Source organism: Bradyrhizobium sacchari (assembly GCF_002068095.1).
GTDB lineage: Bacteria > Pseudomonadota > Alphaproteobacteria > Rhizobiales > Xanthobacteraceae > Bradyrhizobium > Bradyrhizobium sacchari.
This window is the reverse complement of sequence record NZ_LWIG01000001.1, coordinates 404,222-418,099: the sequence shown is the minus strand read 5'-3', so window position 1 is coordinate 418,099 and position 13,878 is coordinate 404,222. Positions and strand designations below refer to the sequence as shown.

Here is a 13,878-nt window from a genome sequence, read left to right as displayed (position 1 = left end):
CTATGGCGGGACCAAAAGGTTCAATGCAATCTAGAGCGTTTTCGAGCGAAGTGGATACCGGTTCGCGTAAAGAAAACGCGTCAAATTAAGAATTTAGAGCCTCTTCCGATCGGGACTGGTCTCTGGCAGAGGCCATCCCGGGCCCGGCCCGCGGGCGATTGTGCGGCGCGGCCGGCTTCATTCCCGGTTGAAACCGCAAATGTCGCGCCTTAAGCAGGACGGGTCGCCTTTTGCCCCGCGAGACGGGAAGCCATCTGATGTCAGCTTTGCGCCTTTTGCAGGTCCTCGCCGCCATCGCCTCTGTGGCGCTGGCCGCGCCAGCGCGCGCCGCCACCGACATTGCGCTGTGGCACGCCATGTCCGGCGAACTCGGCCGGCAACTGGACAGGCTCGCCGCCGACTTCAACGCCTCGCAGCCGGATTACCGCATCGTCCCGGCTTACAAGGGCACCTACACCGAGACCGTGACGGCCGCGATCTTCGCGTTCCGCTCGCGCAGCCAGCCCGCTATCGTCCAGGTCAACGAGGTCGCCACCGCCACCATGACCGCGGCCAAGGGCGCGATCTATCCGGTGTTCAGCCTGATGCGGGACCAGGGCGAGCCGTTCTCGCTCAACGACTACCTTCCCGCGGTCTCCGGCTACTACACCGACGCGGCCGGCAACCTGCTGTCGTTCCCGTTCAATTCCTCGACGCCGATCCTGTACTACAACAAGACCATGTTCCGCGACGCCGGCCTCGATTCGGAGACGCCGCCGAAGACCTGGCCGGAGCTCGGCGCCGCCGCAAAACGCCTGCGCGACCGTGGGGCGCCGTGCGGCTTCACCACGTCCTGGCCGTCCTGGATTCACGTCGAGAATTTTTCCGCCTTCCACAATCTGCCGCTCGCCACCCGCACCAACGGCTTTGCCGGCCTCGATGCCGAGCTGACGATCAACAATCCCGCTGTCGTCAAGCACGTCGCCCAGCTCGCCGAGTGGCAGAAGAGCAAGGTGTTCGACTATAGCGGTCGCGGCCAGTCCGCCGAGCCGCGCTTCCAGAACGGCGAATGCGGCATGTTCATCGGCTCCTCGGCGACGCGCGCCGACATCAAGGCGAATTCGAAATTCGAGATCGGCTACGGCATGATGCCGTACTGGCCGGACGTGAAGGATGCGCCGCAGAACTCGATCATCGGCGGCGCCACGCTGTGGGTGCTGCGCGACCGGCCGCGCGAGGAATACAAGGGCGTGGCGCGGTTCTTCGCCTATCTGTCGCAGCCCGGCGTGCAGGCCGCTTGGCACCAGAACACCGGCTATCTGCCGGTGACCCGCGCCGCCTTCGAGCTGACGCGGGCGCAGGGCTTCTACCAGCGCAACCCGGGCTCGGCGATCTCGTTCGAGGAGATCACGCTGCACCCGCCGACGGAGAATTCGAAAGGCATCCGGCTCGGCTCCTTCGTCTTGATCCGCGGCGCGATCGAGGACGAGCTGGAGCAGGCCTTTGCCGGCCAGAAGAAGGCGCAGGAAGCGCTCGATTCCGCCGTTGAGCGCGGCAACAAGCTGCTGCGCCAGTTCGAGCGCGCCAGCCCGGAGCGGTAGCGGCGTGTTGCGATTGGACCTCGCTGTAACCGCGAGCGCGGTGCGCTCCCTCCCCCGCCTGCGGGGGAGGGTTGGGGAGAGGGTATCTCCGCAACGGGACAATCCCCGAGAGGAGAGAACCCCCACCCGGCGCTTCGCGCCGACCTCCCCCGCAAGCGGGAGAGGTGCACCGTTTGCCAGGCTTGCATTGCATCAACCAAGCCTACTTGGCTGAGCGAGCGCGCGTGACCAACGTTACTTTTCGAGAATTCCCTCACTTCACCGACGCCCAGTCCTTCTGCGCCTTTCGCTCCAATCCTTCGCAATGGCTGCCGGTCGCACTCGACATCGCGCGCAGCCACGGCTTCGGTGTCAGCGCGCCGCACGTGTTCGCGACCGGCACCAATCTCGTGGTCGGGCTCGGCGAGAAGCTGATCCTGAAGATCTTCCCGCCGTTGCTGCGCGCGCAGTTCGTCTCCGAGCGCGACTCGCTGAGGCAGCTCAACGGTCGTCTCCACCTGCCGATTCCCGAGATCGTCGCAGAAGGGGTGCGCGACGGCTGGACCTATCTCGTCATCACCCGCCTTGCCGGCACGCTCGGCTCGGAGATATGGCCGCACCTGGCCGAAGATCAGAAGGAGCGCGTGCTGCGCCAGATCGGCGAGACTATCGCGTCGGTGCAGCGCGCGCCGCTCGGTCCGCTCGTTGCGATCGAGCCGCGCTGGGACGACTTCATGCGCATCCAGATGCAGGGCTGCCGCGCACGACACGAGCGTCTCGGCCTTGCTCCGAAATTCCTCGCAGGCCTTGACGATCTCCTGCGCGATGCGGCCGCGCTGATCCCGTTGGATGCACCTCCGGTGATCCTGACCGGCGAATACATCCCCGAGAATTTCCTGCTCGGCTGCGATGACGGGCAATGGTCGCTCACCGGCCTGTTCGACTTCGGCGACGTCCGCGCGGGATGGCGCGACTACGACCTGCTCGGCCCCAGCGCCTTCATGGCCGCGGGCCGGCCAGGCAGGGTGCGCAGCCTGCTCGAAGGTTTTGGCTATGGAAGGCCGGACTATGCGCTGAAGCGCCGCCTGATGGCCCTGATGCTGCTGCACCAGGCCAGTGATCTCAATGCACACATCTGCATTGAGGGCTGGCAGGAGCAGGCGGATGATCTGGTCGAGCTGCAGGAGTTGATCTGGGCGGAGTGATTGCTCCGTCGCCCGTCATTGCGAGCGCAGCGAAGCAATCCAGACTGCCCCGGCGGAAAGACTATGGATTGCTTCGCTGCGCTCGCAATGACGGGGTTGAGGCAGAAGTCTCGATCCTCTATGGCCACTTACGTTTGCTGGTGACAAATCAGGCTGCCGAGCTTGTCAGCCTATTTTGTAATCAAGATCGTATCTTTGTATGCAATGGCTGGGTTTTACTCGGGAAGGGTTCCAGTGGGCGTGCCGTGATAATCCAGTTATGTATCAATAGCTTAGGCTCGGCGTAAACGCCTCTTAAGCCTTGGCACGAACCTTGCGAATCCCGTTCCAACCAGAAACTTTTGTGTTGGAGCGATTTCATGAAGCGCCGCGATTTCCTCAAGTCCGTTTCCGGATTGGCCGCTGGCGCGGCGCTTCCGGCCATGCCGTCGGTGGTCTCCTCGGCCAGGGCCGACGCCCGCTCGGAGACGCTGCTGATCGTCTCGGAGGGCGGCCCCAATAATCTCGACATCCACGGCGTCGGCACCAACGTGCCCGGCTATGAAGTGTCGTGGAATTGCTACGACCGGCTGATCAGCCACGAGATGAAGGTTGGCCCCGGCGGCGTGCCCTATTACGACCGCGACAAGTTCAAGGGCGAGCTCGCCGAGGACTTCAAGATCGACGACATGTCGGTCACCTTCAAGCTGAAGAAGAACGCCAAATTCCACGACGGCGCGCCGGTCACGGCGAAGGACGTGAAATGGTCGCTCGACCGCGCCGTCAGCGTCGGTGGCTTCCCGACCTTCCAGATGAGCGCGGGCTCCCTCACCAAGCCCGAGCAGTTCGTCGTGATCGACGACTACACCGTGCGCGTCGACTTCCTGAAGAAGGACAGGCTGACCGTCCCCGATCTCGCCGTCATCGTGCCCTGCATCGTCAATTCCGAGCTGGTGAAGAAGAGCGCCAGCGAGAAGGACCCCTGGGGTCTCGAGTTTACAAAACAGCAGACCGCGGGCTCCGGCGCCTACAAGGTGACGAAGTGGACCGCCGGCACCGAAGTGATCATGGAGCGCAACGAGGATTGGGTCGGCGGTCCCCTGCCCAAGATCAAGCGCGTGATCTGGCGCATGGTGCCGCAGGCCGGCAACCGCCGCGCGCTGCTGGAGCGCGGTGATGCCGACATCTCCTACGAGCTGCCGTTCAAGGACTTTCAGGAGATGAAGGCGAACGGCAAGCTCAACGTGGTGTCGCTGCCGTTCTCCAACGGCATCCAGTATATCGGCATGAACGTCACCAAGCCGCCGTTCGACAACGTCAAGGTGCGGCAGGCCATCGCCTATGCGCTGCCATATCAGAAGATCATGGACGCCGTGCTGTTCGGTCTCGGCAATCCCATGTTCGGCGCGCCCAAGGACAAGGCCACCGAGGTGGCCTGGCCGCAGCCGCACACATACAACACCGACATGGAGAAGGCCAAGGCGCTGCTGACGGAAGCCGGCTACGCCAACGGTTTCGAGACCACGATCTCGTTCGACCTCAACTTCGCCGGCGTCAACGAGCCGCTCTGCGTGCTGGTGCAGGAGAGCCTCGCCCAGCTCGGCATCAAGACCACGATCAACAAGGTGCCCGGCGCCAACTGGCGGACCGAATTGAACAAGAAGGAGATGCCGCTTTTCACCAATGTGTTCTCGGGCTGGCTCGATTACCCCGAATACTTCTTCTACTGGTGCTATCACGGCAACAATTCCGTCTTCAACACCATGAGCTACAAGTCGGCGGAGATGGACAAGTTCATCGACGGCGCGCGCACCGCCGCCGCCACCGGCGACAAGTCGACCTACGACACCGACGTGAAAGGTTTCGTCGATCTCGCCTTCACCGACGTCCCCCGCATCCCGCTCTACCAGCCCTTCGTCAACGTCGCGATGCAGAAGAACATCAGCGGGTATCAGTACTGGTTCCACCGCAGGCTCGATTATCGCGCGATGGCGAAGGGGTGAGGCGATGATCGGCGCGAGCGACATGGTCGCGTCTCTCGATGTCTCGTGGTCGAGTGAGGTGAGCGCACTCTTCAGGCTGCCTCCCCCCTTGCGGGGGAGGGTCGGGGAGAGGGGTAGCCACGAACTCAGACCTCTCCCGCGGCCACCCCTCTCCCTAGCCCTCCACGCAGCGGCGCAAGCCGCGCAAGCCAGTCTCCAATTGCCAAGCAGGAGAGCGCTTCCATGCTGTCCATGATCGGCAAGCGCCTGATGTTCGCGATTCCCTCGCTGATCGGCGTCGTCATCGTCACCTTCCTGCTGACGCGCGCGCTGCCCGGTGATCCCGCGGCCTACTTCGCCGGCCCTGCGGCAACGAAGGAGGCCGTCGAGCAGATCCGCAAGAAGCTTGGCTTCGACAAGCCGCTGGTCGAACAGTTCTTCCGCTACGCCAACGATCTTGCCCATGGCGATTTCGGCAACTCGCTGACCACGGGCCAACCGGTCGCGACCGAGATCCGCAACCGCCTGCCAGCCTCCGCTGAATTGACACTGCTCGGCCTCATCGTCTCGATCGCGATCGCCATTCCGCTCGGTGTGCTGGCGGCAACGCGGCCGGGATCATGGATCGATCATCTCTGTCGTGTCACGACGACGGCCGGCGTGTCGTTGCCGGTGTTCTTCACCGGTCTCGTGCTGGTCTATGTCTTCTACTTCCGGCTCGGCTGGTCGCCGGCGCCGCTCGGCCGTCTCGACGTGTTCTACAGCGCGCCGCCGACGGTGACGGGCTTCTACCTGATCGACACCCTGCTCGCGCGCGATGTCGAGGCGTTCCGCTCGGCGCTGAGCCAGCTCATCCTGCCCGCAACGACGCTCGCGATCTTCTCGCTGGCGCCGATCGCGCGCATGACGCGGGCTTCGATGCTGGCGGTGCTCGCATCCGAATTCGTCCGCACCGCGCGGGCCAGCGGCCTATCGCCGGCGACCGTCATCGTCACCTACGCCTTCCGCAACGCGATGCTGCCGGTCATCACCACGCTCAGCATGGTGTTCTCGTTCCTGCTGGGCGCCAACGTGCTGGTCGAAAAAGTGTTCGCCTGGCCCGGCATCGGCTCCTATGCGGTGGAAGCGCTGATCTCGTCGGACTTCGCGCCGGTGCAGGGTTTCGTGCTGACCATGGCAGTCATGTACGTGCTGCTCAATCTCGTGATCGACATTTTGTACGGCGTGATCGATCCGCGCGTGCGGCTAGAAGGCTAGGGGGCATTCATGAGCTCTGTTGCGCCTGCTGTTGAACCGGTCGGCCCCGCGCGGACGTCGGGACTCACCGCGATCCTCGAACAGACCCGCTACGTCCTCAGCGAGAACAAGGTTACCGGTTTTGCCTTCGCGCTGCTGATCGTGATCCTGATCGCTGCGACCTTCGGTCCCTATGTGGTGCCGTATGATCCGCTCGCCTCCGACACGGCCGCCGCACTGAAGCCGCCCTCGGCCGCGCACTGGTTCGGCACCGACCAGTTGGGGCGTGACATCTTCAGCCGTGTCGTCGTGGCGACGCGGCTCGATACGTTCATCGCGATCGCCTCCGTCGTGCTGGTGTTCCTGATGGGCGGGCTTGCCGGCATCGCCGCCGGCTATTTCGGCGGCTGGACCGATCGCATCGTCGGCCGCATCGCCGATACCATCATGGCCTTCCCGCTGTTCGTGCTCGCCATGGGCATCGTCGCCGCGCTTGGCAACACCGTGCAGAACATCATCCTCGCCACCGCCATCGTGAACTTCCCGCTCTATGCCCGCGTCGCGCGCGCCGAAGCCAACGTTCGCCGCAATGCCGGCTTCGTGCAGGCCGCGCGGCTGTCAGGCAACGGCGAGTTCCGCATTCTGCTGGTGCATATCCTGCCGAACATCATGCCGATCATGATCGTGCAGATGTCGCTGACCATGGGCTACGCCATCCTCAATGCTGCGGGCCTCTCCTTCATCGGCCTCGGCGTCCGCCCGCCGACGGCCGAATGGGGCATCATGGTCGCCGAAGGCGCCGGCTTCATGGTGTCGGGCGAATGGTGGATCGCGCTCTTCCCCGGCCTTGCCCTGATGATCGCCGTGTTCTGCTTCAACCTCCTCGGCGATGGCCTGCGCGACATCGTCGACCCGCAGCGGAGGACGTGATGGTTGTCGATGTCAAATGCGGGCAAGGGAGCCTCACATGCGAGGCGGGCACTGCTCTCTCATTCCCTCCCCCCTTGTGGGGGAGGGGAAGGGAGGGGGGTAGCCACGAACTCCGACCTCGCTTGGGGCTACCCCCCTTCCCAACCCTCCCCCACAAGGGGGGAGGGAGCGAGACAGCGGTGCCGCTCTCACACTTGAAATCCTCCAATGATTCCAGTCCCCCTTCTACTGTGCATGGGGTTGTTTTCGACCTTTTGAGTGCCGGGAGGTCTGCATGACCGCCCAGCCCCTGCTCGACGTTCAGGACCTCACGGTTGAATTCTCCACCCGCCGCGGCATCGTGAAGGCCGTGCAGCACGTCAACATCTCCGTCGCCAAGGGCGAGACGCTCGCCATCGTCGGCGAGTCCGGCTCCGGCAAGTCGGTGACGTCCTATGCGGTGATGCGCATCCTCGATCGCGCCGGCAAGATCGCCGAGGGCTCGGTGATGTTCTCCGGCATCGACGTGAAGGCGGCGACCGAGGACCAGATGCGCGACCTGCGCGGCCGCGAAGTCTCGATGATTTTTCAGAACCCGCGCGCGGCGCTGAACCCGATCCGGAAAGTAGGCGACCAGATCGAGGACGTGCTGCGCACCCATGTGCAGCAGGCCCAGGTTGCCGATCACGGCGAGAAGGCGATCGAGGCGCTGGAGCAGGTCAAGATCGCCCGCCCGCGCGAGCGCTATCACGCCTATCCGTTCGAGCTGTCAGGCGGTATGTGCCAGCGCGTCGTCATCGCGCTCGCGCTCGCCTGCAATCCGCAACTGCTGATCGCGGACGAGCCGACCACCGGCCTCGACGTCACCACGCAGAAGGCGGTGATGGACCTGATCGTCGAGCTCACAAAACGTCGCGCGATGTCCACCATCCTGATCACCCACGATCTCGGCCTTGCCGCGGCCTATTGCGACCGCGTCGTGGTGATGGAGAAGGGCCGGGTGGTCGAGACCGCGAAAGCCGCCGACATCTTCGGCAATCCGCAGCACCCCTACACCAAGAAGCTGATGCGCGCGACGCCGCGGCTTGGTGTGAGCTTGCGGGATCTTTTGCCGGAGGAGGAGGGCCCTGCTGTCATGGCCGGGCCTGACCCGGCCATCCATCACGCGTCGCAAGATTCGTCTCAGTCGAGGGACCCCCGGGTCAAGCCCGGGGGTGACGAGACAAAGCCCCTCCTCCGCATCGAAAAGCTCGTGAAGGAATACCCCCGCCAAGGTGCCACCGCCGTGCTGGGAAAGCTGTTCAGCCGCAAGCCGCCGGTCGAGCCGGACGTGTTCCGGGCCGTTGACGGCATCAGCTTTTCGATCGGCCATGGCGAGAGCGTCGGGCTTGTCGGCGAATCCGGCTGCGGCAAATCGACCACCTCGATGATGGTGATGCGCCTGCTGGATCAGACCTCCGGCCTGATCCAGTTCGACGGCGAGGACATCGGCGCCACCGCGCCATCAGCCTTTGCGCGGCTGCCGCAGCGCAGCCGCATCCAGATGGTGTTCCAGGACCCGACCGACAGCCTCAATCCGCGCTTCACCGCCGCGCGCGCCATTGCCGATCCGATCATGCAGCTCGGCGACATCCGGGGGCGCGATGCGCTCCGCGCCCGCTGCGAGGAGCTGGCGACCATGGTCGGCCTGCCGCATAATCTGCTCGACCGCTTCCCGCACCAATTGTCCGGCGGCCAGAAGGCCCGCGTTGGCATCGCCCGCGCCATCGCGCTGCATCCGAAGCTGGTCATCCTGGACGAGCCGACCGCGGCGCTGGACGTCTCGGTCCAGGCGGTGGTCCTCAATCTGCTGCAGGACCTCAAGGCGCGGCTAGGTATGAGCTATCTGTTCGTCTCGCATGATTTGAATGTAGTGCGCTTGCTGTGCGATCGTGTCATTGTGATGCGGACGGGGCGGATCGTCGAGGAAGGCTCTTCCGAGCAGGTCCTCAGCGATCCCAAGGACGACTACACCAAGGAGCTGCTGACGGCGATCCCGCATCCGCCGTTGCCGGTGCACTGAGATCAGCTTGAGAGAGTGATGGCCGAGCCGCTGGACGACTACATCGACGCCGTATCGAAAGCCCTGGCGCTGCCGGTCGAGGAAGCCTGGAGGCCCGCGGTGCGCGCCAATCTCGAAGTGTCGCTGCGGCTCGCTCGCCTGGTCGATGACTTCGCGCTGCCGGACGAGACCGAGCCGGCGCCGATCTTCACCGCCTGNGCCATGACCGCCAAGCCAGAGATGAATGCTTCCGACATCGCCAAAGCGGTGGCCTGCGGCCAATTGTCCGCGCTCGCCGCCACGGAAGCCGCGCTCGCGCGCATCAAGCAGCACGATGGCATCCTCAATGCCTTCACCGACGTCACCGCCGAACGTGCCCGTGCGAAAGCGCGCGCGATCGATGCGGACATCGCCGCGGGCAAGAAGGTCGGCCCGCTCGCCGGCGTGCCCTTCGCCGTGAAGAACCTGTTCGACGTCGCCGGCCTTGCCACGCGCGCCGGCTCGAAGATCAACCGCGACCTCGCGCCCGCCGAGCGCGATGCGACGCTGATCGCGCGGATGGAAGCCGCCGGCGCTGTCCTCGTCGGCGCGCTCAACATGGGCGAATACGCCTACGACTTCACCGGCGAGAACATCCATGACGGCCCCTCGCGCAATCCGCATGACACCACGCGGATGAGCGGCGGCTCGTCGGGCGGCTCGGGTAGCGCCGTCGGCGGCGCGTTGGTGCCGATCGCGCTCGGCTCCGACACCAACGGCTCGATCCGCGTGCCCTCGTCCTTCTGCGGCATCTTTGGGCTGAAGCCGACCTATGGCCGGCTCTCTCGCGCGCGCTCCTTTCCGTTCGTGGCGAGCCTCGATCATCTCGGCCCGTTCGCGCGCTCCGTCACCGATCTCGCGCTCGCCTATGACGCGATGCAGGGACCTGATGCTGATGACGGCGCCTGCACCACGCGTGGGTTGGAACCGACGCTGCCGCTGCTTGCCAACCCGATTTCGGACCTGCGCGTCGCCATTGCCGGCGGCCATTTCCAGAAGAACGTGTTTCCGGAAGCGGTCGAAGCCGTCGGCCGTGTCGCCAAGGCGCTTGGCGCGACGCAGGTGGTCGATGTCCCCGAAGCCTCGCGCGCGCGCGCGGCGGCCTATGTCATCACCACCACCGAAGGCGCCTCGCTGCATCTCGATCGCCTGCGCAAGCGCCCGAACGACTTCGATCCCGCTGTGCGCGACCGGCTGATCGCCGGCGCCATGGTCCCGGCGTCGCTGGTCGATCGCGCGCAGAAATTCCGCCGCTGGTATCGCGCGCAACTCGCCGAGATCTTCAAGACGATCGACGTGCTGATCGCGCCGGCGACACCTTGCACCGCGCCAAAACTTGGCCAAGTGAATTTCAATCTCGACGGCGTCGAGCTGCCGGTGCGCGCCAATATCGGCATCCACACCCAGCCGATCTCCTTCATCGGCCTGCCGGTGGTTGCCGTGCCGGTGCCGCTCGAGCCGCTGCCGATCGGCGTGCAGATCATCGCCGCGCCCTGGCGCGAGGACGTCGCGCTCCGTGTCGCGTACGCGCTGGAACAGATGGGCGTGGTGTCCGCGCCTGCCCCAAGGGGACTATAAGAGGATTCTGAAATGGAGATCGATCTCCCCGAGGTGATCGCGGAAGTGAAAGCCGCGTTCGAGCGCTATGAGCAGGCCCTCGTCAGCAACGACGTCGCCGTGCTCGGAGAGCTGTTCCGCAACGATCCCCGCACGCTGCGCTACGGCATCGGCGAGAATCTCTATGGCTATGAGGCGATCTCCGGCTTCCGCGCCGGCCGCTCGCCGGTCGGGCTGAACCGGCGCACCGCCAAAACCGTCATCAGCAGCTATGGCCGCGACACGGCCGTGGCCTCCACCTTGTTCTATCGAGACACGGCGCCTGGCAAGGTGGGCCGGCAGATGCAGACGTGGATTCGTTTCCCGGAGGGCTGGCGCGTCGTCGCCGCTCATGTCAGCATCATCGACGAGCCGAAAGAGGCCGTATGACGCTTGACGACCTTCCGCCCGGGACACTGCCGGCCGAGCCGGTGGTGCCCCGCGTCGACCGCGCGCCGCCCTCGCTGCAGAAGGTCACGCGCGCCGAGGAGTTGCGTCTTCAGCTTGCCGACGAGATTGTGCGCGGAACCCTGGCGCCGGGCTCGCCGCTGGACGAGACCGACATCGCGCGGCGCTTCAACGTTTCGCGCACGCCGGTGCGCGAGGCGCTGCGGCAACTGGTAGCGAGCGGCCTGGTCGAGGCACGGCCCCATCGGGGCGCGGTGGTGGCACAGCCTTCGATCGAGCGGCTGAAGAGCATGTTCGAGGCGATGGCGGAACTCGAGGCGCTGTGCGCGGGCCTTGCCGCCGAGCGGATGTCGGCGGCCGAGCGCCACGGGCTCGAGGCCATCCACGAAGAGTTGCGGGTCCTCAGCTACACCGGCAATCCCGATCGCTTCCACGAGGTCAACGAGCGCTTCCACAACGCGATCTATGCCGGTTCGCAGAACGGTTACATCGCCGAGATCACGCTCGCGACACGCGTCCGCGTGCAGCCGTTCCGCCGCGCCCAGTTCCGCAACCTCGGCCGTCTCGCCAAGTCGCAGGCCGAGCACGATCGCGTCGTCGTCGCCATCATGCGGGGCGACAAGCAGGGCGCCGCCGCCGCCATGCGCGCGCATATCGAGCTGGTGCGCGGGGAGTACGAGATCTACGCGGTATCGGTTTGAGTTCCCGGCCGACCTTTACGCGTTCACTGTGAGGTGACGCAGCGGTGGCGACTGCCAGGAACCCGGCTTTGCCCCGATCGTTTCCTCCTATCTGTCCGATGAGGAGAAACATGATGGCATCCTCCGAGAAAGATCCGCGGCATCACACCCAGAAGATGAAGCAGCGTCTGCAGGAGACGGTGACACATCTGCGCGAAGACATTCGCAAGGTCGACGAGCCGCAACTCGCGGCGATGTTCGAGACCTCGGCCGAAGTCCTGTCCGGCCTCGTCAAGGCATTCGACGACTACGAGAAGAAGAACGAAGCCGCGTGGCGCAAATCGGCGTGAGAGTGCGGTCGGCGTCTACGCCGTCTCTGCCATGAACTTCCGCCAGCCACCGTACTCGGTGATGTCCCGCGCTTCGCCCAGCACCTCCGGCTCGACGAGGAATCCCTTCACGCCGCGCCCGTCGGCAAGTCGCACTGTGCCGATCGCCATCGGTGCGGGAATCGCGCTGACGAATTTGCCGAACGCAGCCGCCGACAGCGACCAGATCTCCAGCTCGATCGCCGCGCCCTTGCCGGCCTCGACGCGCAGCATGCCCGGCTTCGGCGGCGTGGTCTTGAGCGCATAGAGCTTGTAGTCGGGCGCGGTCTTTGACGTCTCGATCAGCTTTGCATCCAGCGCCTTCAATTCGCCGTTCAGGGCCATACCGGAGAGATGTGCGCCAACCACCGCGATCGGGATATCGTCGCCACCGCCCGCAGGCAGCGCCGCGAGCGCGGGCTGCGCCACGCCCTTGGCGCCAACGCTCAGCTTCGTAGCCGCATGGAACACGCGTCCGATGCTGGCGAGCAGCGCATCGCGTCCGGCAGGTGCCAGCAGCGTGATGCCAAACGGAACGCCGTCACTGCGCATCGAAGCCGGCACGGCGAGGCCGCAGAGGTCGAGCAGGTTGACGAAATTCGTGTAGGTGCCGAGCCGGCTGTTGAGCTCGACCGGATTGGCCAGCACCTGCGCGGTCGTGTAGGCGGTCGGGGCGGTCGGCAGCACCAGCGCGTCGATATTGGCAAACGTGCGCTCGGCGATCTTGCGCAGGCCCTGCAGGCGATAGAGCGCCGAGAAGGTCTCCGCCGCGGTGAGTCGCGCGCCGGCCGCAGTGATCTCGCGCGTGACCGAATGGATTGCGTCAGGCGCTGACGCCAGCAGATTCTTGATCACGAGATAGCGCTCGGCGACCCATGGCCCCTCATAGAGCAGCCGCGCCGTCTCGTAGAACGGCTCAAGATCGAACTCGACCAGATCGGCGCCAAGCGCGGTCCAGCGCTTCAGCGCATCGGCATAGCCGGCTTCCGCTTTCTTGTCGCCGAAGAAGATCAGCTGTCCGTTGCGCGGCACGCCGAGGCGCAAATTCGCAGGGAATTGCGTGAGCGGCCCCAGCGGCCGGTCGCGCGAGAACGGATCGGCCTGGTCGGGCCCCGCCATCACCGACAGCGCGAGCGCGGCATCGTCCACCGTCAAGGCGAACACCGAGATGCAGTCGAGCGTCCGGCACGCCGGCACCAGGCCCGCGGTCGAGATCATGCCGAGGCTCGGTTTCAGTCCGACGATGTTGTTGAGCATCGCCGGCACGCGGCCACTGCCGGCCGTGTCGGTGCCCAGTGACAGCGGGACAAGGCCGGCGCCGACGGCGGTCGCCGAGCCCGAGCTCGATCCGCCGGGAATGAGATCCTCGCGGATCGCGTTGCGCGGGATGCCGTAGGGCGAGCGCACGCCGACGAGGCCGGTCGCGAACTGATCGAGATTGGTCTTGCCGACGATGATGGCGCCCGCGGCGCGCAGGCGCTCCACCGCGGTCGAGTCGTGCGTCGGGGTGTAGGAGAAGGCGGGGCACGCCGCGGTCGTGGGAAAGCCCAGCGCGTCGATATTGTCCTTCACCGCGACCGGCACGCCGTACAGCGCCAGGCTGGTAGCATCCGCGCGGGCTGCGAGCCTGTCGGCTTCCGCGATCGCGTCCTTCTCCTCGCGCAGGCTGATGAAGACGGCCGGATCGTTGTAATCGCGGATGCGCTGATAGGTCCGCGCGATCGTCTCTGCCGGCGTCATCGTGCCCGCGCGATGCGCGGCCACAATCGCGGCGATCGTTTCAGGCTGCTCAGCCCCCATGGCGTCCAAACTCCGGCAACATGCTTCACCCGGATTGAAGCAAGCGATGTGCCATTGTGTACAGAATCCGGGCAGG

11 protein-coding genes and 1 pseudogene are annotated in these 13,878 nt (G+C 65.3%); 11 read left to right on the top strand and 1 reads right to left on the bottom strand.

Features of this window, described 5'->3' with window-relative positions; all coding sequences use genetic code 11:
• Positions 1-257 precede the first annotated feature (257 nt).
• The 11 genes and pseudogenes from ugpB to A5906_RS01925 all read left to right on the top strand — a co-directional run bounded on the left by ugpB (position 258) and on the right by A5906_RS01925 (position 11,984).
• Positions 258-1,580, top strand: coding sequence for a sn-glycerol-3-phosphate ABC transporter substrate-binding protein UgpB (ugpB, locus tag A5906_RS01970; RefSeq protein WP_080133588.1), 1,323 nt, complete (start codon positions 258-260; stop codon positions 1,578-1,580).
• A gap of 224 nt (positions 1,581-1,804) precedes the next feature.
• On the top strand, positions 1,805-2,764 hold the full coding sequence (locus tag A5906_RS01965) for an aminoglycoside phosphotransferase family protein (RefSeq protein ID WP_080133587.1): 960 nt from the start codon (positions 1,805-1,807) through the stop codon (positions 2,762-2,764).
• Positions 2,765-3,123: 359 nt separating this feature from the next.
• Entirely contained in the window at positions 3,124-4,746 is a 1,623-nt protein-coding gene (locus A5906_RS01960) for an ABC transporter substrate-binding protein (RefSeq protein ID WP_080133586.1), read from the top strand.
• Between the two features lie 222 nt (positions 4,747-4,968).
• Positions 4,969-5,982: an ABC transporter permease gene (locus tag A5906_RS01955; RefSeq protein ID WP_080133585.1), complete on the top strand. Its 1,014-nt coding sequence runs from the start codon at positions 4,969-4,971 to the stop codon at positions 5,980-5,982.
• Between the two features lie 9 nt (positions 5,983-5,991).
• Complete coding sequence (locus A5906_RS01950; protein WP_080133584.1) at positions 5,992-6,891, top strand: ABC transporter permease; 900 nt, start codon at positions 5,992-5,994, stop codon at positions 6,889-6,891.
• Positions 6,892-7,165: 274 nt separating this feature from the next.
• Positions 7,166-8,932: a dipeptide ABC transporter ATP-binding protein gene (locus tag A5906_RS01945; protein ID WP_080133583.1), complete on the top strand. Its 1,767-nt coding sequence runs from the start codon at positions 7,166-7,168 to the stop codon at positions 8,930-8,932.
• Between the two features lie 18 nt (positions 8,933-8,950).
• Positions 8,951-9,129 (top strand): annotated as a pseudogene (locus A5906_RS46305) (DUF4089 domain-containing protein); the annotation flags it as partial.
• A 4-nt stretch (positions 9,130-9,133) separates the two neighbouring features.
• Positions 9,134-10,528 carry an AtzE family amidohydrolase gene (locus tag A5906_RS01940; protein ID WP_186465141.1) on the top strand — a complete coding sequence of 465 codons (1,395 nt, stop codon included), beginning with the start codon at positions 9,134-9,136 and terminating at the stop codon, positions 10,526-10,528.
• A 12-nt stretch (positions 10,529-10,540) separates the two neighbouring features.
• Positions 10,541-10,936, top strand: a complete 396-nt coding sequence (hpxZ, locus tag A5906_RS01935) for an oxalurate catabolism protein HpxZ (protein WP_080133581.1) — start codon at positions 10,541-10,543, stop codon at positions 10,934-10,936.
• Positions 10,933-11,655 (top strand): GntR family transcriptional regulator, encoded by a 723-nt coding sequence (locus tag A5906_RS01930; protein ID WP_080133580.1) that lies wholly within the window; start codon positions 10,933-10,935, stop codon positions 11,653-11,655. The genes hpxZ and A5906_RS01930 overlap by 4 nt, the downstream gene beginning before the upstream one ends.
• Before the next feature lie 113 nt (positions 11,656-11,768).
• Positions 11,769-11,984, top strand: coding sequence for a hypothetical protein (locus A5906_RS01925; protein ID WP_200496651.1), 216 nt, complete (start codon positions 11,769-11,771; stop codon positions 11,982-11,984).
• 15 nt (positions 11,985-11,999) lie between these two features.
• Here A5906_RS01925 and atzF read toward each other — a convergent pair whose 3' ends face one another.
• Positions 12,000-13,802 carry an allophanate hydrolase gene (gene atzF / locus A5906_RS01920; protein WP_080133578.1) on the bottom strand — a complete coding sequence of 601 codons (1,803 nt, stop codon included), beginning with the start codon at positions 13,800-13,802 and terminating at the stop codon, positions 12,000-12,002.
• Positions 13,803-13,878 lie beyond the last annotated feature (76 nt).